This window comes from Enterococcus sp. DIV0421, assembly GCF_051713745.1.
Lineage (GTDB): Bacteria > Bacillota > Bacilli > Lactobacillales > Enterococcaceae > Enterococcus_D > Enterococcus_D casseliflavus.
Window position 1 is genome coordinate 923,143 of record NZ_JBIOQM010000002.1, and the last position, 25,706, is coordinate 948,848.

18 protein-coding genes are annotated in these 25,706 nt (G+C 42.7%); 16 read left to right on the forward strand and 2 right to left on the reverse strand.

The window, feature by feature from the left end:
- The first annotated feature begins 207 nt into the window (after positions 1-207).
- The 7 genes from uvrB to whiA all read left to right on the forward strand — a co-directional run bounded on the left by uvrB (position 208) and on the right by whiA (position 10,261).
- On the forward strand, positions 208-2,199 hold the full coding sequence (gene uvrB / locus IGI96_RS15530) for an excinuclease ABC subunit UvrB (RefSeq protein WP_015509603.1): 1,992 nt from the start codon (positions 208-210) through the stop codon (positions 2,197-2,199).
- Between the two features lie 13 nt (positions 2,200-2,212).
- Entirely contained in the window at positions 2,213-5,029 is a 2,817-nt protein-coding gene (uvrA, locus tag IGI96_RS15535; RefSeq protein WP_060792071.1) for an excinuclease ABC subunit UvrA, read from the forward strand.
- Between the two features lie 308 nt (positions 5,030-5,337).
- Entirely contained in the window at positions 5,338-6,591 is a 1,254-nt protein-coding gene (locus tag IGI96_RS15540; protein WP_016610145.1) for a carboxylate--amine ligase, read from the forward strand.
- Between the two features lie 3 nt (positions 6,592-6,594).
- Complete coding sequence (locus IGI96_RS15545) at positions 6,595-7,305, forward strand: amino acid racemase (RefSeq protein ID WP_005225951.1); 711 nt, start codon at positions 6,595-6,597, stop codon at positions 7,303-7,305.
- A 113-nt stretch (positions 7,306-7,418) separates the two neighbouring features.
- The gene (gene rapZ, locus IGI96_RS15550; RefSeq protein ID WP_005225952.1) at positions 7,419-8,309 is read left to right on the forward strand and encodes an RNase adapter RapZ; all 891 of its coding nucleotides are present in this window, start codon (positions 7,419-7,421) and stop codon (positions 8,307-8,309) included.
- Positions 8,306-9,307: a gluconeogenesis factor YvcK family protein gene (locus tag IGI96_RS15555; protein ID WP_010748165.1), complete on the forward strand. Its 1,002-nt coding sequence runs from the start codon at positions 8,306-8,308 to the stop codon at positions 9,305-9,307. The genes rapZ and IGI96_RS15555 overlap by 4 nt, the downstream gene beginning before the upstream one ends.
- A gap of 18 nt (positions 9,308-9,325) precedes the next feature.
- The gene (gene whiA, locus IGI96_RS15560; RefSeq protein ID WP_005225954.1) at positions 9,326-10,261 is read left to right on the forward strand and encodes a DNA-binding protein WhiA; all 936 of its coding nucleotides are present in this window, start codon (positions 9,326-9,328) and stop codon (positions 10,259-10,261) included.
- An 86-nt stretch (positions 10,262-10,347) separates the two neighbouring features.
- On the opposite strand, the gene IGI96_RS15565 is transcribed toward whiA, so the two are convergent.
- The gene (locus IGI96_RS15565; RefSeq protein WP_016610143.1) at positions 10,348-10,863 is read right to left on the reverse strand and encodes a DsbA family protein; all 516 of its coding nucleotides are present in this window, start codon (positions 10,861-10,863) and stop codon (positions 10,348-10,350) included.
- 227 nt (positions 10,864-11,090) lie between these two features.
- On the opposite strand from IGI96_RS15565, the gene nifJ reads away from it, so the two are divergent.
- The 4 genes from nifJ to glmM all read left to right on the forward strand — a co-directional run bounded on the left by nifJ (position 11,091) and on the right by glmM (position 18,407).
- On the forward strand, positions 11,091-14,774 hold the full coding sequence (gene nifJ, locus IGI96_RS15570; protein WP_438785333.1) for a pyruvate:ferredoxin (flavodoxin) oxidoreductase: 3,684 nt from the start codon (positions 11,091-11,093) through the stop codon (positions 14,772-14,774).
- 268 nt (positions 14,775-15,042) lie between these two features.
- A complete protein-coding gene (gene cdaA / locus IGI96_RS15575) occupies positions 15,043-15,924 on the forward strand; it encodes a diadenylate cyclase CdaA (protein ID WP_005235688.1) in 882 nt (293 codons plus the stop codon).
- Complete coding sequence (locus IGI96_RS15580; RefSeq protein WP_438785334.1) at positions 15,921-17,012, forward strand: CdaR family protein; 1,092 nt, start codon at positions 15,921-15,923, stop codon at positions 17,010-17,012. Before cdaA ends, IGI96_RS15580 begins: the two co-directional genes overlap by 4 nt.
- Positions 17,013-17,051: 39 nt before the next feature.
- Positions 17,052-18,407: a phosphoglucosamine mutase gene (gene glmM, locus IGI96_RS15585; protein ID WP_005225959.1), complete on the forward strand. Its 1,356-nt coding sequence runs from the start codon at positions 17,052-17,054 to the stop codon at positions 18,405-18,407.
- Between the two features lie 294 nt (positions 18,408-18,701).
- Here glmM and glmS read toward each other — a convergent pair whose 3' ends face one another.
- Positions 18,702-20,513: a glutamine--fructose-6-phosphate transaminase (isomerizing) gene (gene glmS / locus IGI96_RS15590; RefSeq protein WP_438785335.1), complete on the reverse strand. Its 1,812-nt coding sequence runs from the start codon at positions 20,511-20,513 to the stop codon at positions 18,702-18,704.
- A gap of 445 nt (positions 20,514-20,958) precedes the next feature.
- Between glmS and IGI96_RS15595 the strand changes: the two genes are divergently transcribed.
- From IGI96_RS15595 to tig, 5 genes are all read left to right on the forward strand, one after another.
- Positions 20,959-21,249 (forward strand): hypothetical protein, encoded by a 291-nt coding sequence (locus tag IGI96_RS15595; RefSeq protein ID WP_005225961.1) that lies wholly within the window; start codon positions 20,959-20,961, stop codon positions 21,247-21,249.
- Between the two features lie 31 nt (positions 21,250-21,280).
- Positions 21,281-22,312: a signal peptide peptidase SppA gene (sppA, locus tag IGI96_RS15600; protein WP_005235703.1), complete on the forward strand. Its 1,032-nt coding sequence runs from the start codon at positions 21,281-21,283 to the stop codon at positions 22,310-22,312.
- A 2-nt stretch (positions 22,313-22,314) separates the two neighbouring features.
- A complete protein-coding gene (locus IGI96_RS15605; protein ID WP_086295249.1) occupies positions 22,315-23,145 on the forward strand; it encodes an RDD family protein in 831 nt (276 codons plus the stop codon).
- A 37-nt stretch (positions 23,146-23,182) separates the two neighbouring features.
- Positions 23,183-24,130, forward strand: a complete 948-nt coding sequence (locus tag IGI96_RS15610; protein ID WP_015509612.1) for a hypothetical protein — start codon at positions 23,183-23,185, stop codon at positions 24,128-24,130.
- A 119-nt stretch (positions 24,131-24,249) separates the two neighbouring features.
- The gene (tig, locus tag IGI96_RS15615) at positions 24,250-25,533 is read left to right on the forward strand and encodes a trigger factor (RefSeq protein WP_438785336.1); all 1,284 of its coding nucleotides are present in this window, start codon (positions 24,250-24,252) and stop codon (positions 25,531-25,533) included.
- Positions 25,534-25,706 lie beyond the last annotated feature (173 nt).

Here is a 25,706-nt window from a genome sequence, read left to right on the forward strand (position 1 = left end):
GTCTTTCTCTTTAAAAATATGACAAAATTGCTTAAACCTCACATCAGATGTTAGAAAATCAAACATGTTAAGTTATGCTTAATCGCATGAAACTTTCATAGCAAATGATGGCGAAAGTATGTTCGCTATGATATACTTATTTATGGAAAAGCGGCAGCGAGTTTTTCTTTTTTTGTTGTCGTTTAGAATAATCGAGGGGGAATGAAGATGATCGAAAGAACAACTTCCCATGAATTTGACTTAGTATCAAAATATCAACCAGCTGGGGATCAACCAGAAGCGATCCATCAATTGGTTGACGGGGTGGTCGGTGGAAAAAAAGCACAGATTTTGTTGGGAGCCACTGGGACCGGTAAGACTTATACGATTTCTAATCTAATTAAGGAAGTCAATAAACCGACATTGATCATTGCCCATAATAAAACACTGGCTGGACAATTATATGGCGAGTTCAAGGACTTTTTCCCAAATAATGCGGTCGAGTACTTTGTCAGTTACTATGATTACTATCAACCAGAAGCGTATGTTCCTTCCAGTGATACATACATCGAAAAAGACTCCAGTGTCAACGATGAAATCGATAAGTTGCGTCACTCGGCCACAAGTTCTTTATTAGAGAGAAACGATGTGATCGTTGTAGCTTCTGTCTCTTGTATTTTCGGTTTAGGTTCGCCGATCGAGTATGCCAGACAGGTTGTTTCTTTACGAGTAGGGATGGAAAAGTCTCGCGATCAACTATTAAAAGAATTGATCGAGATCCAATTTGAACGAAACGACATCGATTTTCAACGGGGACGTTTTCGCGTACGTGGCGATGTTGTGGAGATTTTCCCAGCTTCTCGTGATGAGCGAGCGTTACGCATTGAGTTTTTTGGCGATGAAATCGATCGGATTCGTGAAGTCGATGCCTTGACGGGCGAGATCATGAGTGACACCGAACATGTGTCGATCTTTCCGGCAACTCACTTTGTGACCAATGAAGACCATATGGAACATGCGATCGCTTCGATACAAAGTGAACTCGATGAACGACTGAAAGTTTTGCGAGCAGAAAATAAGCTGCTGGAAGCACAGCGTTTAGAGCAGCGAACCAACTATGATATTGAAATGATGCGAGAAATGGGGTATACCTCAGGAATCGAAAACTACTCTCGCCACATGGATGGACGAAAAGAAGGCGAACCGCCTTATACGTTATTAGATTTCTTTCCTGATGACTTTCTGATCGTTATTGATGAATCCCACGTGACCATGCCGCAAGTTCGTGGGATGTATAATGGTGACCGTGCTAGAAAACAAATGTTAGTGGATTATGGCTTCCGTTTGCCTTCTGCACTGGATAACCGTCCGTTACGCTTGGAAGAATTTGAGAAGCATGTCAATCAAATCGTCTATGTTTCAGCAACACCTGGACCATATGAATACGATCAAACCGATACCGTCATTCAACAAATCATTCGTCCGACTGGTCTGTTAGATCCGGTGATCGAAGTACGACCGATCATGGGTCAAATTGACGACCTAGTAGGAGAAATCAATGAGCGAGTTGAGCGAAATGAACGGGTCTTTGTCACGACCTTGACGAAAAAAATGTCTGAAGATTTGACGGATTACTTTAAAGAATTAGGGATCAAAGTCAAATACTTGCACAGTGACATCAAAACATTGGAACGAACAGAGATCATTCGCGACCTGCGGCTCGGTGAATTTGATGTACTGGTCGGAATCAACTTACTGCGAGAAGGGTTAGACGTCCCAGAAGTTTCCCTGGTTGCGATCCTTGATGCCGATAAGGAAGGCTTCTTGCGCAGCGAGCGTTCATTAGTCCAAACCATCGGACGAGCAGCTCGTAACTCAGAAGGAAAAGTAATTATGTACGCCGATAAAATGACCGATTCGATGCAGCGAGCGATCGACGAAACAGCGCGACGCCGAAGTATTCAAGAAGCCTATAACGAAGAACATGGAATCGTACCGAAAACCATCATCAAAGAGATTCGCGATCTGATCGCGATCACGAAAGTGGCGGAAGAAACTGGCGAATACACCGCGACTTCTTATGAAGAATTGAGTCGTGAAGAAAAAGCAACCTTGTTGTTGAAATTAGAAAAAGAAATGAAAGATGCTGCGAAAGCACTGGATTTTGAAACGGCTGCTACCTTGAGAGATACTATTCTTGAGCTAAAAGCTGCTGATTAGAAGGAGAAACAATATGGCAAATGATAAAATCGTGATCCATGGGGCACGGGCCCATAATTTAAAAAATATCGATGTGACGATTCCCAGAGACCAGCTCGTTGTTGTAACTGGTCTTTCGGGTTCAGGGAAAAGCTCCTTAGCATTTGATACGTTGTATGCCGAAGGACAGCGCCGGTATGTCGAAAGTCTATCGGCGTATGCCCGTCAGTTTTTAGGGCAAATGGATAAACCCGACGTAGATAGCATTGATGGACTTAGTCCAGCGATTTCTATCGATCAAAAAACCACCAGCAAGAACCCGCGATCAACAGTGGGGACGGTTACTGAAATCAATGATTATCTGCGGCTTCTTTACGCCAGAATCGGTCACCCAATCTGTCCCAATGATCATATTGAGATTACTAGTCAGTCGGTTGAGCAGATGGTGGATGAAGTTTTGGCATTACCAGAACGCACCAAGATCCAATTGTTGGCACCTATCGTTTATCAAAAGAAAGGGCAGCACAAAAAAGTCTTCGAACGTATCCAAAGAGAAGGTTATGTTCGGATGCGGGTGGATGGCGAAGTCTATGATGTCTCCGAAGCGCCTGAATTAGAAAAAAATAAAAAGCATGATATTGCCATCATCATTGACCGAATCGTTGTAAAGGAAGGCATCCGTTCTCGTCTGTTTGATTCCTTTGAAGCGGCATTACGTTTAGCTGATGGCTATGCGGTAGTCGATGTGATTGGTCAAGAAGAGATGCTTTTCAGTGAACATTATTCTTGCCCGTATTGTGGCTTTACAGTTGGTGAATTAGAGCCACGGCTCTTTTCATTCAATGCGCCTTTTGGTGCTTGTCCAGACTGTGATGGTCTTGGTGTGAAGCTAGAAGTCGATGTCGACCTAGTGATTCCCGATCAAAGCAAAACGTTGCGTGAAGGCGCACTATTACCTTGGAACCCAATCAGTTCACAGTACTATCCGCAAATGCTGGAACAAGCCTGTCAAGAGTTCAATATCGATATGGACACACCCTTTGAAGAGCTGCCAGAAGAACACAAAGACATTATTTTGAATGGTTCGAATGGCGAAATTTTCCATTTCCATTATGAGAATGATTTCGGTGGCGTGCGTGATGTTGAGGTAGCTTTTGAAGGAATCTTACCAAATATTAAGCGCCGTTATCATGAAACCAACTCTGATTTCACCCGTGATCAAATGCGTTTGTATATGACGGAATTGACTTGTAAAACTTGTCATGGCTATCGTTTGAACCCTCAAGCGCTGTGCGTGCAAGTCAACGGAAAACACATTGGTGAAATGAGCGAGATGGCAATCAACAATGCGTTGAACTTTGTCGAAGAATTGAAACTATCGGAACAAGAGCAAATGATCGCACGTCCGATCGTGAAAGAAGTCGATGATCGTTTAAGTTTCTTGAAAAATGTCGGATTGGACTATTTGACCTTGAGTCGTGCATCAGGCACACTCTCTGGTGGGGAAGCGCAACGGATTCGTTTGGCAACACAAATCGGCTCCAATTTGTCTGGGGTGCTCTACATTCTTGACGAGCCATCGATCGGTCTTCACCAACGGGATAACGATCGCTTACTAGATTCATTGCGGAAAATGCGTGATCTTGGGAATACCCTGATCGTCGTTGAGCATGACGAAGACACGATGCGGGCAGCGGACTACTTGATCGATGTCGGTCCAGGTGCAGGACACGCAGGTGGCGAGATCGTCGCTGCAGGCACTCCTGATGAAGTCGCAGCCAATGCGTCTTCCTTAACAGGTCAATACTTATCAGGAAAACGACAAATCCCGACACCAACGCAACGCCGCAAAGGCAATGGTGAAAAGATTCGTGTGACCGGTGCTTCTGAGAATAACTTGAAAAACATTTCGGTCGATTTTCCATTAGGAAAGTTCGTCGCCGTTACTGGGGTCTCTGGCTCTGGTAAATCGACATTAGTCAACGAAATTTTGAAAAAAGCCTTGGCGCAAAAAATCAATCGGAATTCGAACAAGCCTGGTCGCTTTAAAACCATTACTGGTTATGAAGCTATTGAGAAATTAATCGATATCGATCAAAGCCCTATCGGTCGGACGCCTCGAAGCAATCCAGCAACGTATACCAGTGTCTTTGATGACATCCGCGATTTATTTGCTAAAACCAATGAGGCGAAAGTCCGTGGTTATAAAAAAGGCCGCTTTAGTTTTAATGTAAAAGGTGGACGCTGTGAAGCATGTAAAGGGGACGGAATCATCAAGATCGAGATGCACTTCTTACCTGATGTCTACGTACCTTGTGAGGTTTGTCATGGCAAACGTTATAACTCAGAAACGTTAGAAGTTCATTACAAAGGAAAAAATATTTCGGAAATCTTAGATATGACCGTGGAAGATGCAGTGGAATTTTTCCAACATATTCCTAAAATCCATCGAAAATTGCAAACGATCGTCGATGTCGGTCTAGGTTATGTCACGATGGGACAACCAGCGACTACTTTGTCTGGTGGGGAAGCGCAACGGATGAAGCTTGCCAGTGAACTGCACAAAAATTCCAATGGCAAGAGTTTTTATATCTTAGATGAACCAACGACTGGTCTGCACACGGATGATATTGCCCGTTTGTTGAAAGTTTTGGAACGATTTGTCGACGCTGGCAATACCGTTTTAGTGATCGAACACAACTTGGATGTCATCAAATCAGCGGACCATGTGATTGATCTAGGTCCAGAAGGTGGCGAAGGCGGTGGAACGATCATTGCAACTGGTACACCAGAAGAAATTGCTGCGGTTTCTGAAAGCTACACCGGTCATTATTTGAAAAAAGTCCTTTAAGCAAGGAAAAGAGCACTCACTTTTTTACTTGTCTGTCAATAGGTTTCGCTAAAGTTTAAGGAAGCGTGAAATATCTGCAAATTTCATGATAAGGGCTTGAAATCAAAATTTTATTTGATAGAATAGCAATAGGTATACGTATATTCGCATTGAATAAACTGCCTATAAGTTCTATCCGTTCAAAGTGGGAGAAAGCAATCAAAGATAGATACTTTGATTGCTTTTTTCTTTGTGGTATTATAATTCTATTGTAATTAAACGAAACGAGAGAGGTCGTTTTTCGTATTCAAAAGAGAGAGTGATTTTTGATGAGTCAGGAAAATTTTCTTCCCATATTATTAGGAAGCGATATGAATGTTTATGGTATGGCCAGAGCATTCCACGAAGCATATGGCATTCAATCAGTTGCTTATGCTGGTGCGGAACTTGCGCCAACCCGCTTTAGTAAAATCGTTACAATCAATCAAGTGGAAGGTTTTGACCATGATCCGGGATTCACTGAGACGTTGATCAAGTTAGGAAAAAATACTTACAACGATCCTGCCATGAAATATTTATTGATTCCCTGCGGCGATGGCTATGCAGAACTGTTAGCGAAGCATAAAGAAGAATTGAAGCCTTATTATACCTTTATTGCCAATGACTATTCCCTATTAAAACGGTTGATCAATAAAGTCAGTTTTTACGAAGTTTGCGAGGAATATGGCTTGCCTTATCCTAAGACCTTCATTTTAACACCTGAACTGTTGACGGAAGGAACGTTCAAAGGAGAGCTGCCTTTTGATTTTCCTGTGGCTTTGAAACCAGCAAATAGTGTCGCGTGGCTGTCAGTTGATTTTGAAGGGCGCAAGAAAGCCTTCATTATTGACAATCGAACAGAATTTGAAGAAATCGTTTCTCGCATTTATCAAGCGGGTTATCAATATGAAATGATCGTCCAAGATTTTATTCCTGGCGATGACAGCAACATGCGGGTCTTAAATGCCTATGTTGATGAGAATCACGAAGTTCGCGTGATGGGCTTAGGTCATCCTTTATTAGAGGATCCAACGCCTGGAGCTGTTGGGAATTATGTCGTGATCATTCCAGATGAAAATGATCAAATCTATCAAATGATCCGTAAGTTTTTAAAAGAGATCGAATATGTTGGATTTGCCAATTTTGACTTGAAATATGATGCTCGAGACGGTCAATATAAATTATTTGAAATCAACTTGCGTCAAGGAAGAAGCAGTTTCTTTATTACCTTAAGCGGATTGAATCTGGCGAAGTTCATCACAGAGGATTTAGTCTTCGAAAAACCATACACAGAAACGGTTTATGGCAAAGCTGACGCACCTGAAGCGAAATTATGGCTAGGGGTACCAAAAAATATTTTCTTGACTTATGCAAAAGAAAATCCTGCGAAAGAACGAGCAAAAAAATTATTAGCAGAAAATCGCTGGGGAACGACTGTCTTTTACAAAGAAGACTTATCTCTAAAGCGTTGGATTCTATTAAAGAGAATGTTCCATCTGTACAACAAACGATTCAAAACGTATTTCCATACGAAAGAAGGCTAGAAGATGGAGAATTTTTTTAGTATTTTAGGCGGCATGGGAACGTTAGCGACGGAAAGTTTTGTCCGCATTTTAAACCGACGGACACAGACCCATAAAGACCAAGATTACTTGAACTATGTTTTATTCAATCATGCGACAGTTCCAGATCGGACGGCATATATTTTAGACAACACGTTAGAAAACCCTGTTCCATATTTAATGGACGACATCGAAAAACAAAATTTGTTAAAGCCAAATTTTATTGTGTTGACTTGTAACACCGCCCATTATTTTTTTGATGAGCTGCAAGCTGCCACTGAGATCGAGATTTTGCATATGCCTCGTGAGGCTGCGAAAGTCGTTTTTGAAAAAGGCGTCACTGGAAAAGTGGCCTTTCTTGGGACAGAAGGCAGTGTCAAAGCCGGCATCTATGAGAAAGAATTGCGGAAGTTCGGACTTGACGTCTATCTTCCAGAGCCGACGATCCAAAAAAAGGTCAATACATTGATCTATGATCGAATCAAAGAAAATGATCATTTGGATCAAGAACTTTACTTTGAGATACTGGAAGAAGTCACCGAACGTATCGGCTGTGAAAGCGTAGTGCTTGGATGTACCGAGTTGTCCTTGATGGATGAATTTGTGACTGATAATCCGTATCCAGTCGTCGATGCCCAATCGATTTTAGTTGATCGGACGATCGAAAAAGCATTGGCAAATCGCCAAGCAATCTAAAGCTGATAGCGACGTTAGCGGCATTTTTTGAGCTAACGTCTTTTTTTATGCCAGTGTTCCAATGATACGCCCGGCATGATATAATAGAGTTGTTTCAGAAAGGAGTTTTACCTATGACTGAAGTGGATCATTTAGAATTGGTCATTATTACTGGGATGAGCGGAGCCGGCAAAACGGTCGCGATCCAGAGTTTTGAAGATATGGGGTACTTTTGTATCGATAATATGCCCCCAAGCTTGATCCCTAAATTTTGGGAACTGATCAAAGAATCAGGAAAAGTGACAAAAATTGCCTTAGTTGTCGATCTGCGTTCAAGATCGTTTTTTGAAGAAATCCAAAGTATGCTGATCGATATTGAAAACACGAATTTTATCGACACACGGATGCTCTTTTTAGATGCATCGGACAATGAATTGGTGTCAAGATACAAAGAAACGAGAAGAGCACATCCATTAGCGATGGATGGCTTAGTTACGGAAGGCATTCGCAAAGAGCGAGCGATCTTAAACGATTTGAAGACGCGTGCCAGTATTGTTATCGACACAACGACGCTGACCCCACGGCAATTGAGAGAAAAAATCAATCAAGAATTTCGTGCTTCTCATGAGACAGGGTTTCGTATTGAAATACTTTCATTTGGCTTCAAGTATGGCTTGCCGATCGATGCTGATATTGTGATGGATGTTCGTTTCTTACCGAATCCCCATTACATTCCAGAGTTGCGTCCTTTAACGGGTAAAGATGAACCCGTGTATGAGTACGTCATGTCTTTTCCAGAAACGGAAGAATTCTATCAGCAATTTAGTACACTGTTGCAAACGATCATGCCAGGCTATGTCAAGGAAGGCAAAAGCAGCTTGACGGTGGCTATCGGCTGTACTGGGGGCCAACACCGTTCAGTTGCATTATCTGAGCGCATCGGTGCGGTTTTGGCAGAAGACTATCGCGTCAATATTACTCATCGCGACAAAGATAAGCGTAAAGAGACGGTGAATCGTTCATGAAAATGAAAACGTACCGAATCAGAAAGCCGAAGATCGTTGTGGTAGGTGGCGGAACTGGGTTACCAGTCATCCTGAAGAGCTTGCGGAATCAGGGTGTCGACATCACAGCGATCGTTACGGTCGCTGATGATGGCGGTAGCAGCGGCGAAATTCGCAATTTGGTTTCCTCTATCTCGCCACCAGGGGATCTGCGCAATGTTTTGGCGGCTCTATCTGATATGCCGCAACTGTATAATGATATTTTTCAATACCGTTTTAAAGCCGAAGACAAATTTTTAGCCAATCATGCCCTGGGGAACTTGATTATTGCGGCGATTGCTGAAATGCGCAGCAGTACCTATGAAGCCATTCAAATTTTGTCAAAAATCATGCATATCGATGGACGAGTTTATCCTTCGTCAGATCTGCCATTGGTGTTGCACGCTGTTTTTAAAGACGGCACCGAAGCGGTAGGAGAGTCCAAGATCGCGGTTGATCGCAAAACGATCGATCGGGTCTTTGTTCGTAATCAAGAAAATAATGATGAGCCGAAAGCAGCTCGTAAAGTTGTTTCTTCAATTATGGAGGCAGATATGATCGTCTTGGGTCCTGGTAGTCTCTTTACTAGTATTTTGCCCAATCTCATGATTAGCGAGATCGGCCAAGCAATGTTGGAAACACAAGCTGAAACGGTTTATATTTGTAATATCATGACCCAAAAAGGTGAAACTGAACACTTTAGTGATGCCGACCATGTGCGGGTCCTGCATAAGCATTTAGGCAAACCCTTTATTGATACGGTGTTAGTCAACACCGAGAAAGTTCCAGAAGGGTATATGGACCCAGAGATTTATGATGAATATCTTGTACAAGTGAAACACGATTTCCAAGGACTGCGAGAAGAAGCCAGCCGTGTCATTTCAGCTGACTTTCTGGAGCTTAGAGATGGCGGAGTTTTTCATGACGGAGATAAAGTGATTGAAGAACTTCTACGTATCGTTTACGGGGCCAAAATCTAAGAAAGGAGGGATTTTTTTATGTCCTTTGCAGCAGAAGTAAAAAAAGAATTGACCGCATTAGAAGTTCATCGCGAACATGCCAAGGCAGAATTGGCCGCTTTGATTCGGATGAATGGGTCATTAAGTATCAACAACCAACAATTTGTTTTAAACGTTCAAACAGAAAACGCGGCGATTGCCAGACGCATCTATTCGTTACTAAAAGATCATTACGACGTGCGCAGCGAATTGCTGGTCCGTCGTAAAATGAAATTAAAAAAGAACAACGTTTACATCGTTCGTTTGAAGCAAGATACACAGCGCGTGCTTTTGGACTTAGATATCATGGACGGGCTGATGTTTCAAAGCCATGTTTCTGATGAGATCATGGGCAATACTCAAAAAATGCGTTCCTATTTACGAGGCGCTTTCATGGCATCTGGGTCCATCAACAATCCAGAAACCAGCCGCTATCATTTAGAGATCTATTCCATCTACGAGGAGCATAACCAAGATATTTGCGATATGCTAAACGCATATGGATTGAATGCCCGTGCATTAGAACGCAGAAATGGGTATATCTCTTACTTGAAAGGCGCTGAGAAAATCGCTGATTTTTTGACACTGATCGGTGCCACCAATTCCATGCTGAAATTCGAGGACGTGCGGATCGTGCGTGATATGCGTAACTCAGTCAACCGTTTGGTGAATTGCGAAACCGCCAATATGAACAAAACGATCGACGCTGCTTCGAAGCAGATCGACAATATCGAATTTATTCAAGATCGAGTTGGCTTGCAAGCTTTACCTGAAAAGCTGCAAGAAATCGCCGAATTACGTTTGGAACATCCCGAGGTCAGCTTGAAAGAGCTAGGAGAAATGATTCCATCAGGAGCGATCTCGAAATCAGGAATCAATCATCGCATTCGCAAAATCAATGAATTTGCGGATCATCTTCGGGAACAAGTCAGCTAGTCGAATGGAATAAAAATGAATCAAAAAACAGGAGCCGATTTGACGCGAACTTCCACGTCAAATCGGCTCCTGTTTTTTGTTAGTGGTTATTCATTGATCAATGCAGTTAATTCCTCAGCAGAGATCGATTCATCAAAAATGTGCCCATCTAAGATAATCGTTGGCACAAATTGAATGTTGGCGTTTTTCGCTTCTTCCACAATTTCTCCTGCGATCGCAGGATGGTCTTGTTCAGATAGCCCTAAGGTATTTTTCGCATATTCTGCCACTTCAGGTAAAGATAAATGCCCCCATTCGTCTTGTGTTTGATAAATTTTTGTGATCTCAGCGATCGTTGCCTGAGGATCTGTACTGGAAACAAATCGGTGCATCACATTGCCTCGTTGCAATGATTCTTTTTCTTTGTCGAATAGTTTGATGACACGGCGTAGTTTCCCAGCTGCGACAGCTTCACCTAAGATCGGTAACGATTCTTCAAACCATTGCCGACAGTAAGGGCAGCGCAAATTCATAAATTCGACGATCGGTTTAGCTGATGGATCTCCGATATGTATCCCTGTTACCGCATTTGTTTCTTGTGCTTTGATGATTGAAATATCCATTAAGATTCCTCCTTTTTCTTTTAGTTTACCGAAGTTTCTGCTGAAAGAAAAGCCTCAGGTCTTTTGATTTAAGTCTGTGAAAAGAGGGGGAGAATGAGCTGAATACTATGTATTTCGTTTCACGAAATTGTGAAAAATCCCCTGACTGTGCTTTTATATTCCTTGATTTTCAGCTATAATGAATTGTGTTTTATTGTGCAAAATGATGATTAAAGGAAGTTATATAGATGAGAAAAAGAAAAACAATGGATGGCAATACGGCAGCAGCCTATATTTCCTATGCCTTTACGGAACTTGCGGCGATCTATCCGATAACCCCTAGTTCAACCATGGCTGAATTAGTGGATCAGTGGTCTGCTCAAGGAAAGCATAATCTTTTTGGGCAGCCGGTGAAAGTGGTTGAAATGCAATCTGAAGCAGGGGCGGCCGGTGTGGTTCACGGCTCATTAAAAACGGGCGCCTTAACGACGACCTATACGGCATCCCAGGGACTTTTATTAATGGTACCAAATATGTACAAGATTGCTGGGGAAATGCTGCCAGGCGTCTTTCATGTCGCCAGCCGAGCAGTGACCACCAATGCATTGAATATTTTCGGAGATCATACCGATGTAATGGCCACCCGACAAACAGGCTTTGCTATGTTAGCGGAAAGCAGTGTCCAAGAAGTAATGGATTTAGCGCCAGTCGCTCATTTAGCAGCTATCGAAGCCAATATCCCATTTTTAAACTTTTTTGATGGGTTTCGAACCAGTCATGAGATTCAAAAAATAGAGGTCTTAAATTATGAGGAATTGGCGCAGTTGGTCAATCATGAAAAATTGGCTACCTTTCGACAAAAAGCCATGAACCCGAATCACCCGACGACGAGTGGAACGAATCAAAATCCTGATATCCATTTTCAACAGCGGGAAACGATCAATCAGCATTATCAAACATTGCCTGAGATCGTTCGTTTTTACATGAAAAAAATCAATGCTTTAAGAGGAACCAACTATGATTTAGTGGATTATTATGGTGCTTCGGACGCCGAAGAAGTCATCGTTTCGATGGGGTCCTCAACGCAAACGATCCAGCAGACGGTGGATCATTTATGCGCTTCAGGCCGCAAGGTGGGGGTCTTGTCGATCCATTTGTATCGACCATTCCCACTAGAAGTCTTCTTAGAAAAACTGCCTGCTACCGTTAAAAGTATCGCTGTATTGGATCGCAGCAAAGAACCTGGTGCCAATGGCGAGTCTTTGCTTTTGGATGTGCAAAGTGCCATGTATGATGCAGCGATTCGGCCGTCGATCATTGGTGGACGCTATGGTCTTGGGTCAAAAGATGTGACACCTGATCAAATCGTTGCCGTTTATGACGAATTGCTCAAGCCAAAAGCGAGCCAAAAGAAACGCTTCACCATTGGGATCACGGATGATGTGACGCAAATGTCGTTGCCATCAAAGGGCACGCTAGATCTAACTGATCCATCCACCTTCCAAGCGAAATTCTGGGGATTCGGCTCTGACGGGACCGTCGGGGCAAATAAGTCAGCAATCAAAATCATCGGTGACCATACCGAAAAATATGTACAAGGCTATTTCCATTATGATTCGAAAAAATCTGGTGGTCTAACGGTTTCCCATCTGCGATTTGGGGATACCCCCATTCGTTCTACCTATCTGATCGAACACGCGGATTTCGTTGCATGTCATACGCCTGCGTATTTGCATACGTATGATTTGCTGAAAGGACTCAAAAAAGGCGGAACCTTTTTATTAAATACGACCTGGTCACAGGAGCAAATCTTAAAAAATCTACCGAAGAAAATGAAACGTTATCTTGCTGAAAACGAGATCCGCTTTTATACCATCAATGCCATGCAGTTGGCAATGGAAGTCGGCTTAGGTGGGCGGATCAATACCGCGATGGAAACAGCCTTCTTTTACTTGGCAAACATCATTCCGACCGGGGAAATCTTGCCGATTTTAAAAGAAGAGGCGCTGAAAAGTTATCGGCACAAATCGATGGCGATCGTTGAAAAGAACCAAGCAGCCATCGATCGCACCATCGAATTATTACAAGAAATCCCTGTTCCAAGCAAGTGGGCAACGATCGAAGTACCGAAGAGGACATCCACTGCTACAACACAATTTGTGCGAGAAATCGTGGAACCCATCAACCGTCAAGAAGGCAACCAACTAAGCGTGGGTACCCTCGTACGAAATCAAATGACTGAAGGGGTGATCCCTGTCGGGACAACAGCGGTTGAGAAGCGGGGCATCGCTGTTGAAGTGCCCGAGTGGCTATCAGATCGCTGTACCATGTGCAATGAGTGTGCTTTTGTCTGTCCTCATGCGGCGATCCGTCCGTTTTTGGCAGATGAAGATGAATTAACCGAAGCACCTGAAGGCTTTATCGTCAGAGAGATGCGAGGCGCGAATGGGCAAAAATATCGAATTCAAGTTTCCGTTGAAGATTGTACAGGTTGCGGCCTTTGTGTGGAAGCATGTCCCGCCAAAGGGAAAGCTTTGACGATGCGTCCTTACGAAGAACAAAAAGAACAAGCTTTAAATTGGGCTTTTGCGATGACTTTACGTCAAAAAGAAAATCCAGCAAAACCAGGAACTGTTTTGGGCTCTCAATTCAATAAACCTTTGTTGGAGTTCTCTGGTGCTTGTGCGGGCTGTGGGGAAACCCCCTATGTGAAACTATTGACCCAAATGTTTGGTGATCGCATGATGATCGCCAATGCGACCGGCTGCTCTTCGATTTGGGGTGGAACCTCACCAGTATCCCCTTATACAACCAATCACTTAGGACAAGGGCCAGCTTGGTCAAACTCGTTGTTTGAAGACAATGCCGAATATGGCTATGGCATGTTCTTAGCCAACCAAACCCGACGGGAGAAATTAGCGGCCCAGCTGCAGTCGTTGAAAGCCAATGTATCAGAAGAATTGCAGGCTTTGATTAATGATTGGGACCTTCATCGAGAAGAAAGTGCTGGGACGCAACAGCGAGCAGCAAAATTGATCGCCGCCTTAGAAGCTGAAGCTGCCACAACACCTCAGCTGAACAAAATCTTGCAGGAGAAAGATTTGTTTGTTAAGCCAAGCCAATGGATGATAGGCGGTGACGGCTGGGCATATGATATTGGGTTTGGCGGTATCGATCATGTTCTCGCTTCTGGTGCAGACGTCAATATTCTCGTGTTAGATAATGAAGTCTATTCTAATACAGGGGGGCAAGTCTCTAAAGCGACACCGACTTCGGCCATTGCTAAATTCGCTGCGAGTGGCAAGTTTGTTTCCAAAAAAGATTTAGGAATGATGGCGATGACCTACGGACATGTCTATGTCGCACAAATCGCATCTGGTGCCAATCAAATGCAAACGATCAAAGCCTTTGAAGAAGCCGAGCGGTTCCCAGGACCGTCAATCATCATTGCCTATACGCCATGCATCACCCACGGTCTTGCAGGCGGAATGCGTCAATCCTTGAAAGAAGCACAAGAAGCAGTTGCATCGGGGTATTGGAGTCTCTACCGCTATAACCCGCTGTTGACAGAAAAAGGGAAACAGCCAATGACACTCGACTTCAAAAAGCCAGCATTTGATCAAATGCCTGCCTTTATGCAGACACAAGTTCGATTTGCATCCTTGCAGTCTGCCAATCCGAATGCGGCGCAAGCATTGTTTGAAAAAACCGTTTCAGATGCGAAAACTCGTTTCTACAACTATGCCCGCTTAGCAGGTCAAGAAGAAAAAATACGAGCAAAGCTTGAAAAAAAGGTAAGTACTGATGCAGAACAACCAACGGCAGTAAAAACGGAGCGTGTACGAAGAGAAAAACGGCTGTTAAGCGAAGAACAGCTCGCTGAAAGAGCAGCACGGCGTGCAGCGCGCGCAAAGCGCCGTCAGCAAGAGTAATCGCTCGCTGAGGAATGACCCTGAAAAACGGTTTGACCCGTTTTTCAGGGTCATTTGTTGTTTTTCCTAAGAAATGAGTGCAAGAAGCTCGTTTAGATGAAATCTTCTAAGACCTTTGACAAACAATGATTTCAGGATAATGGTAAACTAAGTAAAAGAGCTGTTTATTTTTTCAAAACTTTTTCATAAATTTGTTTTTTTTCAAATCTTTGAAGAGGTCCTATGTTATACTATTATCTGAAGTCTTAAGAATAAAGGAAGGCTGTTTATGTTGATAAATTTCAGGGATTTTTTTAATTTAGATTATTGGAGAGAATTGCTCTCATTTGATATATTTTCTTGGTCATTTTTAGTAAATGTTTTAGATGTGATCGTTGTTTGGTACTTGGTTTATAAGCTGATCCAGCTTGTGCGAGGAACAAAAGCGATCCAGTTGTTTAAAGGCGTCGGCCTATTCATTGTTCTAAGGTTTTTGGCAGGTATCGTAGGATTAAAGACGCTATCTTGGTTGATGGATCAAGTCATCACATATGGGGTGATCGCCGCGATTGTTATTTTCCAACCAGAAATTCGACGAGGGCTGGAGCATCTTGGCCGTAGCTCTTTCTTCAAGACTTCTAAGAATGAAAAACGACGGGATGAAGTGTTGGTCCAAGCGTTGGACAAAGCTGTTCAATATATGGCAAAACGAAAAATTGGTGCATTGATCACGATCGAACGGACGACGGGGTTAGAAGAATATATTGAAACGGGGATTCCTTTAGATGCGGACGTGACGGGCGAATTACTGATCAATATTTTTATTCCCAATACACCGCTACACGATGGTGCAGTCATCTTAAGAGATGATAAGATCGCTGTTGCTAGTGCCTACTTACCATTGTCAGAAAGTCCGCTGATCCCCAAAGAATTTGGGACGCGCCATCGAGCGGCTGTCGGGATTTCAGAAGTTAGTGATGCGTTGACCATTATCGTCTCAGAGGAGACGGGAGACGTCAGTATTACCCTGAATAATCGGATGCTTACTGAGCTTTCGCGACAAGAGTATCTCGACGTGTTGAATCGCGAATTAGTGCCAGAAGAAAAGCCTGGTAAACGCAACTTGCTGCAATCTTTCTTTGAAGGGGTCAACAAAGGAGGAAGAAAATGATCAAGAAAGAACGTCGTCAAAACGTATTTTATGGTATACTAGCGCTGTTCTTTAGTCTGGTTCTGTTTTTCATCGCCAGCGGATCAAGCCTGCAAGTCAACCTTGCAGGAACTTCAAATCCTTATGAGGAAGAGATCGATAATGTACCGATTCAGACCACTTATGACACAGATGAATACTTTATCCAAGGATTTGAAACAACAGTAGACGTGACTTTGTCTAGTCGAAATCGGGTGCAATTGAATGCTGAACGTAGCGAGGAAACGCGGAGCTTTCGAGTAGTTGCTGATTTGACTGGACTTGATGAAGGAACCCATGAGGTCCCTTTAGAAGTGAAAAATCTTAGCTCAAGTGTGACAGCCGAAATCGAATCCAAAACCGTCACTGTGACGATCGAGAAAAAAGTCACCCAAACGTTTACCGTTGAGCCAGTCATCTCGACTGATGGAGCAACGAGTGGTTACGGCGTTGATTCAATGAGTGTTGAACCGCAAGAAGTAGAGATCACTACTGGCGACAAGACACTGGCAGAAATCGACCGAGTGGTAGCGATCGTGAATCCAGATGATATTACTGGCGATTCGATCACGGTGGATGGAACGATCGAGGCTTGGGATAGTGAAAACAATCCTTTAGCGATCATTCCTGAGCCAGATTCGGTCGATGTGGCATTGATGATGGAAGCACCAAGCAAAGAAATTGAATTGTTTGTCACTCAACAGGGGACAACACCAGAAGGGATTTCTCATTACATCTACCGGATGAGTAGTATCAGTGCGGTGCTAACAGGACCACAAAGTATTTTGGATGAGACCCAGCAGATCGGTGTCCCAGTGGATGTTAGTGAGATCACAACCACGACCGAACGGACAGTAACGATTCCAGTACCAGAGGGAACAACGATCAATCCAACAGTAGTGACGATCCAAATCACTCCGGTTGCAGAAACAACTACTGAGAATCAATCAAACAATGATGGCGATGAAGCAACGAACAGTGCGAATTCTCAAGCCAATTCTTCGACAGTCGACACGACGCAAGAACAAACAGAGAATTCCGCAAGCAGCACGACGACAAGCAGTTCTTAGTCGTTTGACTGTAGAGAATGAATAAGAGAGGTTATTAAAATGGGAAAATATTTTGGTACTGATGGTGTTAGAGGAGAAGCAAACAAGGAGTTGACACCTGAATTAGCATTTAAATTAGGTCGTTACGGCGGCTATGTATTAAGTCAACATGAAACGGGTGACCGCCGTCCCCGCGTTTTGGTGGGACGGGACACACGGATTTCTGGACAGATGCTAGAAAATGCATTGATTGCTGGACTATTATCTGTCGGGATCGAGGTATTCCAATTAGGTGTTATTTCTACACCGGGTGTTGCGTACTTGACGAAAGTGCAAAAAGCGAGTGCAGGTGTAATGATCTCTGCCTCTCACAATCCTGCACAAGACAATGGCATCAAGTTTTTCGGGAATGATGGCTTTAAATTAGTCGATGAACAAGAAGCTGAAATTGAAGCATTACTTGATGCACCGGAAGATACGCTTCCACGTCCTTCTGCCGATGGCTTAGGAACAGTGGATGAGTTTCCAGAAGGGTTGTTGAAATACTCTCAATTTCTACGTCAAACGATTCCTGATGATTTGGAAGGAATCACGGTGTGTGTTGATGCAGCAAATGGCGCAACAGCAACAAGTGTCAATCGTTTGTTTGCCGATCTAGAAACAGAATTCTTCACAATGGGGACGTCTCCAGACGGGTTGAACATTAATGATGGTGTGGGATCGACTCACCCTGAAGCGTTAGCTGAATTTGTCGTTGAAAAAGGGGCGGATGCTGGTCTTGCGTTTGATGGAGATGGTGATCGGGTCATCGCAGTAGATGAACTAGGAAACATCGTTGATGGCGATAAAATCATGTATATCTGTGCGAAATATTTAGCGGAGCAAAAGCGCTTGAACCAAGGAACGATCGTGACAACAGTCATGAGCAATTTAGGGTTCCATAAAGCAGTGGAAGCAATTGGACTGAAAGATGTCATCACACAAGTCGGTGACCGTTATGTCGTCGAAGAAATGCGTAAAAACGATTATAATTTTGGTGGCGAGCAATCAGGTCACATGATTTTCTTGGATTTCAATACGACAGGTGACGGTTTGCTATCAGGAATTCAACTATTGAATATCATGAAACAAACGGGCAAGAAACTGTCGGAATTAGCAGGAGAGGTAACGATCTATCCACAAAAACTTGTCAACATTCGAGTGACAGATAAAAATGGCGCGATGGATGTTCCAGCTATCCGTAAAATCGTGGAAGAGACAGAAGCAGAAATGAACGGCGAAGGCCGTATCTTGGTTCGTCCTTCAGGAACAGAACCATTGCTTCGGGTGATGGCAGAAGCGCCAACCATTGAAAAAGTCGATTACTATGTTGAAAAAATCGCAGCGGTCGTTCGAGAGGAAATCGGTGCGGAATAAATGAAGAAGTAAGACGATCAAAGATATCCTTTGGTCGTCTTCTTTTGTCTACTTACCAGCAAGAAGCCAACTTGCGAATTAGAGAAACTTGTCAACGAATTTGTCGGCAACGTTTAACAGAGGAGACGCAGTGGGCAAGCCTTGCGAAGGATAGTTGCTTTTAAAAGTCTTTTCGGATTTGTTGTGCTGAAAACAAGAAAAAAAAAGAACCCCTATGAACGATCGAGTCATCAGACGAGGAGTTCTTTTTATTATACAGAAAATAACCAATTCGGTTTCAATCTTTTAAAAAACTTATTCAACGGTAACGGATTTTGCTAAGTTTCTTGGTTTATCAACGTCGAATCCGCGCTGTAAAGTGGCAAAGTAAGCCAGCAGCTGTGTTGGAACAACTGCCACTAAGCTTGTTACCAATGGGTGAACGTTTGGTAAAATGATTTGATCAGTCGCTTTTGCTAATTCTTGGCTAACGATCACAAGGGTATGAGCCCCACGAGATTCGACTTCTTTCAAATTGCCTCGCGTATGAGAGCCGGTCACTTCTTCCGTGATCACACCGATCACTGGTGTACCTTCTTCGATCAACGCGATGGTGCCGTGTTTTAATTCACCAGCAGCAAAGCCTTCCGCTTGGATATAAGAAATTTCTTTTAATTTCAATGCCGCTTCCATCGATACATAGTAATCATTTCCACGCCCAATGTAAAACGCATTACGGGTTTCGGAAAGGAAATCCTCAGCAAATTGACTGATAACAGCTTTTTCATCCACTAAAGCCTCCATTGCAGAAGCAACGATGCTTAGTTCATGGAAAACATCAAAGTCCAATGCTTCAGGAACAGCTTTTTCATCACCAATGGCTTTTGCTAATAACGTCATCACTGCGATCTGTGCAGTATACGCCTTTGTAGAGGCAACAGCGATTTCTGGACCAGCATGAAGCAATAAGGTATGGTTCGCTTCTCGAGAAAGAGTAGAACCAGCAACGTTGGTAATCGTCAGACTAGGAAGACCTAACTGGTTGATCGTCACTAATACTTGACGGCTATCTGCCGTTTCACCACTTTGTGATAAGAACAAGAAGAAGGGGTTTGCTGACAACAATGGCATGTTGTAGCCAAACTCACTAGATAAATGAACCTCAACAGGAATCTGTGTTAATTTTTCTAAAATGGCTTTTGCTGCCCAGCCAGCATGATTGCTGGTACCACAAGCAATGATGTAGATCCGATCGCTAGCTAAAAGTTCGTTTTTTAACGCTGGATCGATCACTACTTCACCAGATTCTCCTTGATATTCTTGAATCAAGCGGCGCATCACAGTTGGTTGATCATCGATTTCTTTTAACATGTAGTAAGGGTACGTTCCTTTTTCGATGTCAGTCAGATCTAATTGTGCTTCATAAGACTCACGGTACACAAGATTTCCTTTTGGATCTTCGATTTCGATCGCATCGGCTGTTACGGTCACCATTTCGCCATCTTCGATCTCAACAAAATGAGTCGTTTGATCGAGCATTGCTAAGGCATCGCTGCAGATGACATTGAACCCATCTCCCAAACCGATCAATAAAGGACTTTTGTTTTTGGCAACATAAATGGTTTTTGGATCATTTTTTTCTACTAAGGCAAAGGCATAAGAGCCGCGAATCAAGGACAAAGCTTTTTTAAAGGCTACTTTGGTCGTGCTATTGTCTTGCTCCTTCAATGCTTCAATCAAATGAACAACGATTTCCGTATCTGTTTGACCTTCAAATTGGTGGTTGCTTAAATATTCTTGATGAAGCTCTTCAAAGTTTTCGATCACACCGTTATGAACCAACACGAGTGCTTGGTTTGCTGAAGTGTGAGGATGAGCGTTCATTTCTGATGGCTTGCCGTGGGTCGCCCAACGGGTATGTCCAATACCGATCGTTCCTGTTACTTCAGAAGTCACTTTTTCTTCCAAGTTTTTGATTCTTCCTTGGGCTTTAATTAAGTGATCCGAAGTCCGATCAGCGACATAAAGACCTGCTGAGTCATAGCCGCGATACTCTAAGCGTTCCAATCCGTTCAAAATAATTCGTTCTGCATTTGATTTTCCTACGATTCCTACAATTCCACACATAATGATAATCCTACTTTCAAAAAATTTAGTTTGGCATTATGTATTTCTATCTGCGTAGCAAGTCTTTGTCATCACCTTACGATGAGATTTGTTCTTGCCTGTAGAGTGCAGTCCCTAGAGTCATCCGCCGAATGTTTCGATAAACTCTTTCCTCGTCATCTGTTTCCAGATCAGGCGCTATCCTTATTGGTCTATCTATCCTCCCTGTGAGATATTTTATAGAAATACAAGCAATATCATAATATTTATTCCTGTTTCTGTCAACTCAAAGTTATATAAAAATAATTGGTATAGTTATTGGTAAGGTTGATTTGAACCTGTTTGAAGGAAATCAAAACAGCTGACATAGCTTTGTCGAATAAGATTCCCAAGAAATTTCCTCATAAAGCTATGCTTTTTTTTTTAAGTTCGCTACAATAAAAAAGTAAGAAAGTGAGGGAATGAAATGCCAGAATTTGTAAATTGTATGACTTTTTCAGAGCTAAAGAAAATGGTAGCTGCGATAGAAAAAGATCCTAATGTCACAGATGAAACAAAGGTCATGTTGGATACGGGCTGGGACAGCTTGCAAGAAATTTTGCCTGGATCAGTCACCGTGGAAACCGCGCAAACATTCGAAGTCCAGGATGAACTGACAAAGGAGTTTTTTGGTGGCTACGTCTTAGCTGAAAAAAGCGAGAAATTTGATGCGGTTGGAGACGAAGAAGCAGTGATCGTCATCAAAAATCTATACTAAAAATGGGAAAGGTGAAAAGTTAGGTGGGAAAATGAATAAAAGAAGATGGATCGCAGCGGCGATCGCAGCAGGGTTATTTATCTGCTCGGGGGTTTTTTCAGTAATCACAAATCGTCCAGAGCAAGAGGAAACTCAAACGCTGCAAGGGTTAAATGCTTTGTTCTACGGAAGTAATGCGATCGAAGAGACAACGTTAGTTGCCGGAGATCAAGACAATCGCATCGTTCGCTTATCTTTAGAAGGAACCATCGCCAGCAGCTCCAGTGGCGGTTTATTCACAACGGAATCTTATGATCATCAGCGGTTTTTGGAAGAACTACGGATGATCCAAGAAGATCCAACTATTGGGGGCATCTTGATGGAAGTTAATACCCCTGGAGGCGGCGTCTATGAAAGTGCGGAGATCGCTCGGGAGTTAGCAAAAATCAAAGAGTTAGGGATTCCGATGTATGTCAGTATGAAAAACATGGCAGCCAGTGGCGGTTATTATATCTCGGCAGGTGCTGATAAAATTTTTGCAACGGATGAAACCATTACTGGTTCAATCGGAGTGATCATGTCAGGGCTAAACTATGCTGGCTTATTCGAAAAGCTAGGGATCGAAGACAATACGTATAAAAGTGGCGCGCTAAAAGATGTAGGTTCAGCAACGAGAGAACCAACAGAAGCCGACAAAGAAGTCTTGCAGACCTATGTCGACAATGCCTATGGTCGGTTCGTTAAAATCGTAGCAGAAGGACGCGGCATGACAGAAGAAGCCGTTAGAAAGATCGCTGATGGCCGTATCTATGATGGGCAGCAAGCAGTGTCCGTTGGTTTAGTGGATGAAATCGGTTTTCCTGAAGATACATTAGCAGCAATGCAAGCAGATCTAGGCTTGGAAGATGCCGAGATTTTCAGCTATGATGTTTCATCTACTGGATTTGCTTCTACTTGGTTAGGTTCAAGTTTAGCCGAACTACAAGGATTAAAAGAATCAAACACAGAGCGGGTGATCCAATTGATGGAAAGCCTTGGAACCAGCGATGCTCCGAAACCTCTTTATTATTATGGAGGTGAATGACTATGACAGAGAAAAACAAGTATTCCGCTGGCACATCGTCAACGGATGACAATCACACAAGTACGTCAATCGATCAAAGGGAACAGCGGGAAACCTCGACACCGTCAACCGATCATATGGATGTGCCAACTGAGGCACAGGTTTCAGAAACAACCGAACCAGTAACTGCCAACAAAGCGATGAGGAACACACAAGTAAATCATCCCGATGATTTTTACCAACAAGTCTTGACGTCTTTTAAGGAAGAAGAGTATACCCAAAGCGAGATCGAGGAAAAACAACAAGCCTGGCAACGGTACGAAGAACCTGAAAAACAGGCAGAAGACAAACGGTTCTTCAATGATTTTCCTAGCTACTTTTTTGCTGGGTTTTGGATTCGTTTCTTTGCTTATCTCGTTGATGTGTTGGTGATCCGAGCGATTACCCAAATAACGATCGGTAGTATCTACAATCTAGCGAATTTAACGGCAACCAATCAGCGGTTTGGCCTTTACAACATCTGTGCCTTAGCAATCTATCTAGGTTATTTTGTTCTAATGACAAAGCTAAATCATGGTCAAACCATTGGGAAAATGCTCTTTGGTATTCGAGTGGTTTCTTTTGTAGAGGAAGAACTCAGCTGGCAAACTGTGTTGATTCGCGAGCTTTGCGGACGCTACGTATTACAATTCAATCTTTTCTTTTATCTCGGTTATTTGCCAATCGTCTTTAATAAAAATAAGCAGCAGGCTGCGGATTATTTTGCAGAAACCAGTGTGGTGACCATTAATCTGATCAAAGCTTTCAATAAACAGGTGGATGCCAATCACGTAATGATTGGCGCACAAAACTAACTAGCAGATCAAGCAAGTAGTAAAGGAGGGATCGAGAATGGGTGAGACGATTGATTTCCCAGGACCAAATGAACGGCTTCGGCTGGCGGCAGAAAAAGCCTACCAGTCAAAGGAGTTTTTGCAAGCTTTTCGCCTGTACAATGAACTCTATCAAAAAAATGCCAGTTTTGAGATCAATCAATGGCTTGTTGAATGTCTGCAGCAGTTGAATGATTTTGCCAAAGCGTTAGATCTGGCGGAAGACTATTTGGATGATTATCTAAAAGAAACCGACGGGTATTTACAAATTGGTCATCTGCTGATCTTGGATGGTCAGTATTTAAAAGCTCGGCGCTGGCTTACATTAGGTAAAAAAACAAAAATTGCAAGCCGCTATCAGGAACAGTTAGCAAGTGAATTAGCAAAGGTAGAAGAAGTTCAGCAAATTTTAGGGCTGGAAGATTTTCATGGGAAACGCAAGCATTTACGTGCATTAGATGAAGCCAATCAACCGGTGAGTGCAACAGAATGGCACGTTTTTACCCAAGCCATTACCAAACCACAATTTGTCACGCTGATGCATGAAACGTTAGCTTCCATCAAAAATCCATATTTGCTGCCCAAATTAGTGGATGAGCTCGTGCGTCTTGAAGTGGACGAACCTTTTGAACTGATCGATTACCTTGGGAATATGCAGCAAATCGTTCCGAAAGAGTTAAAACTTTTGCAAGAAGATGCCGCTGTTAAAGCGATCCAGAAAGAGATTGACGAAACGATCGCCCAAGAAGATCCGATTTTAGCAGAAAGCGTCTCAGCAGAGATCAATGATCATTTAGCCATCAGCTACCCATTTTTACCTGCAAAAGAGGAGGCAAAAGCATGGGTGGCAAGCTACATTGAAGATTATCGTGGGTTATTTGAAGAAAAAGAACAGCCAAAAGCAGTGAATGAAATAGAAGAACGCAAACGACACCTACGCAATATCCTACGATTGAGCATTCGCTGAAAGAAAAATTCGCAACTTTCATGGTAAAATGTTTACAATTAAACAACGTTAGTGTACTATTTAAAGGTATGCATGAAGCTATTTCATATGTAAATCAATTAATATTCGGAGGGAAATAAATGACTGCAAAATGGGAAAAAACAGGCACCAATGATGGTGTTTTGACATTTACGATCGCTCAAGCAGAAATCCAAAAAGGCTTGACGACTGCATTCAATAAAGTGAAAGGCAATCTTAACGTACCTGGCTTCCGTAAAGGGAAAGTTTCACGCCAAGTATTTAACCGTATGTACGGCGAAGAAGCGTTGTATGAAGATGCATTGAACGCTGTTCTTCCAGAAGCTTATGAAGCTGCTGTAAAAGAAGCAGGGATCGATCCTGTTGCGCAACCAAAAATCGACGTTGACAGCATGGAAAAAGGCCAAGATTGGGTTATCAAAGCAGAAGTTACTGTAAAACCTGAAGTAAAACTTGGTGATTACAAAGAATTAACAGTTGAAAAACAAGACCGCGAAGTAACAGAAGAAGACGTGGATGCACGCATCAAACGTGAACAAGAAGCACAAGCTGAATTAGTTATCAAAGAAGACGAAGCAGCTGAAAATGGCGACACAGTCGTTATCGACTTTGAAGGCTTCTTAGGGGAAGAAACATTTGAAGGCGGCAAAGGTGAAAACTACTCACTTGAACTTGGCTCAAACTCATTCATCCCTGGTTTTGAAGAACAATTAGTAGGAACAAAAGCTGGTGATAGCAAAGACGTTACCGTTACTTTCCCAGAAGATTATCAAGCAGAAGATTTAGCTGGTAAAGAAGCAGTCTTCAAAGTAACTGTTCACGAAGTAAAAGCAAAAGAACTTCCTGAATTAGATGATGAATTCGCAAAAGACGTTGATGACAGCGTTGAATCATTAGCTGAATTAAAAGAAAAATACCGTGCTGAATTGACTGAAACAAAAGAAAAAGCAGCTGAAGATGCAAAATATGAAGCTGCGATCCGTCAAGCAGTTGAAAACGCAGAAATCGTTGAATTACCACATTCAATGGTTCATGATGAAGTACACCGTTCAATGGATGAATTCTTGAACAACATGCAACGTCAAGGAATCTCACCAGAAATGTATTATCAATTAACTGGTTCAACTGAAGCAGATCTGCACACACAATTTGAAGGTGAAGCAGAAACCCGCGTGAAAACAAACCTTGTTATTGAAGCAATCGCTAAAGCAGAAGGTTTGGAAGCAACAGAAGAAGATATCGAAAACGAAATCAAAGAACTTTCTGAAGCTTACAACATGCCAGTGGATCAAATCAAACGCGTCTTAACAGAAGACATGTTGAAACATGATATCACGATGAAGAAAGCAGTTGAACTTGTCACAGGTACTGCAAAAGAAGCGTAAGCAAAATGCTTAAAAACGGCGAACATCTAGCGGTGTTTGCCGTTTTTTCTTGGGAGTAAGAGGGGCTAGTTTAACAATTACTAACAAATGATAAGAAAACGTTAGGCAACGTAAAAAGAACTTTTTCTTTCAAAAAAGTTATGATATGATTGTTTAAGACTGCAAAGTTAGTA

What these genes read in the sequence shown, in the direction of transcription:
- glmS (WP_438785335.1), bottom strand. Translation starts at nt 20,513, where the DNA reads ATGTGTGGAATTGTAGGAATCGTAGGAAAATCAAATGCAGAACGAATT.
- rapZ (WP_005225952.1), top strand. Translation starts at nt 7,419, where the DNA reads ATGACTGAAGTGGATCATTTAGAATTGGTCATTATTACTGGGATGAGC.
- nifJ (WP_438785333.1), top strand. Translation starts at nt 11,091, where the DNA reads ATGAGAAAAAGAAAAACAATGGATGGCAATACGGCAGCAGCCTATATT.
- glmM (WP_005225959.1), top strand. Translation starts at nt 17,052, where the DNA reads ATGGGAAAATATTTTGGTACTGATGGTGTTAGAGGAGAAGCAAACAAG.
- IGI96_RS15540 (WP_016610145.1), top strand. Translation starts at nt 5,338, where the DNA reads ATGAGTCAGGAAAATTTTCTTCCCATATTATTAGGAAGCGATATGAAT.
- sppA (WP_005235703.1), top strand. Translation starts at nt 21,281, where the DNA reads ATGAATAAAAGAAGATGGATCGCAGCGGCGATCGCAGCAGGGTTATTT.
- IGI96_RS15580 (WP_438785334.1), top strand. Translation starts at nt 15,921, where the DNA reads ATGATCAAGAAAGAACGTCGTCAAAACGTATTTTATGGTATACTAGCG.
- IGI96_RS15595 (WP_005225961.1), top strand. Translation starts at nt 20,959, where the DNA reads ATGCCAGAATTTGTAAATTGTATGACTTTTTCAGAGCTAAAGAAAATG.
- uvrB (WP_015509603.1), top strand. Translation starts at nt 208, where the DNA reads ATGATCGAAAGAACAACTTCCCATGAATTTGACTTAGTATCAAAATAT.
- whiA (WP_005225954.1), top strand. Translation starts at nt 9,326, where the DNA reads ATGTCCTTTGCAGCAGAAGTAAAAAAAGAATTGACCGCATTAGAAGTT.
- cdaA (WP_005235688.1), top strand. Translation starts at nt 15,043, where the DNA reads ATGTTGATAAATTTCAGGGATTTTTTTAATTTAGATTATTGGAGAGAA.
- IGI96_RS15605 (WP_086295249.1), top strand. Translation starts at nt 22,315, where the DNA reads ATGACAGAGAAAAACAAGTATTCCGCTGGCACATCGTCAACGGATGAC.
- tig (WP_438785336.1), top strand. Translation starts at nt 24,250, where the DNA reads ATGACTGCAAAATGGGAAAAAACAGGCACCAATGATGGTGTTTTGACA.
- IGI96_RS15610 (WP_015509612.1), top strand. Translation starts at nt 23,183, where the DNA reads ATGGGTGAGACGATTGATTTCCCAGGACCAAATGAACGGCTTCGGCTG.
- uvrA (WP_060792071.1), top strand. Translation starts at nt 2,213, where the DNA reads ATGGCAAATGATAAAATCGTGATCCATGGGGCACGGGCCCATAATTTA.
- IGI96_RS15545 (WP_005225951.1), top strand. Translation starts at nt 6,595, where the DNA reads ATGGAGAATTTTTTTAGTATTTTAGGCGGCATGGGAACGTTAGCGACG.
- IGI96_RS15555 (WP_010748165.1), top strand. Translation starts at nt 8,306, where the DNA reads ATGAAAATGAAAACGTACCGAATCAGAAAGCCGAAGATCGTTGTGGTA.
- IGI96_RS15565 (WP_016610143.1), bottom strand. Translation starts at nt 10,863, where the DNA reads ATGGATATTTCAATCATCAAAGCACAAGAAACAAATGCGGTAACAGGG.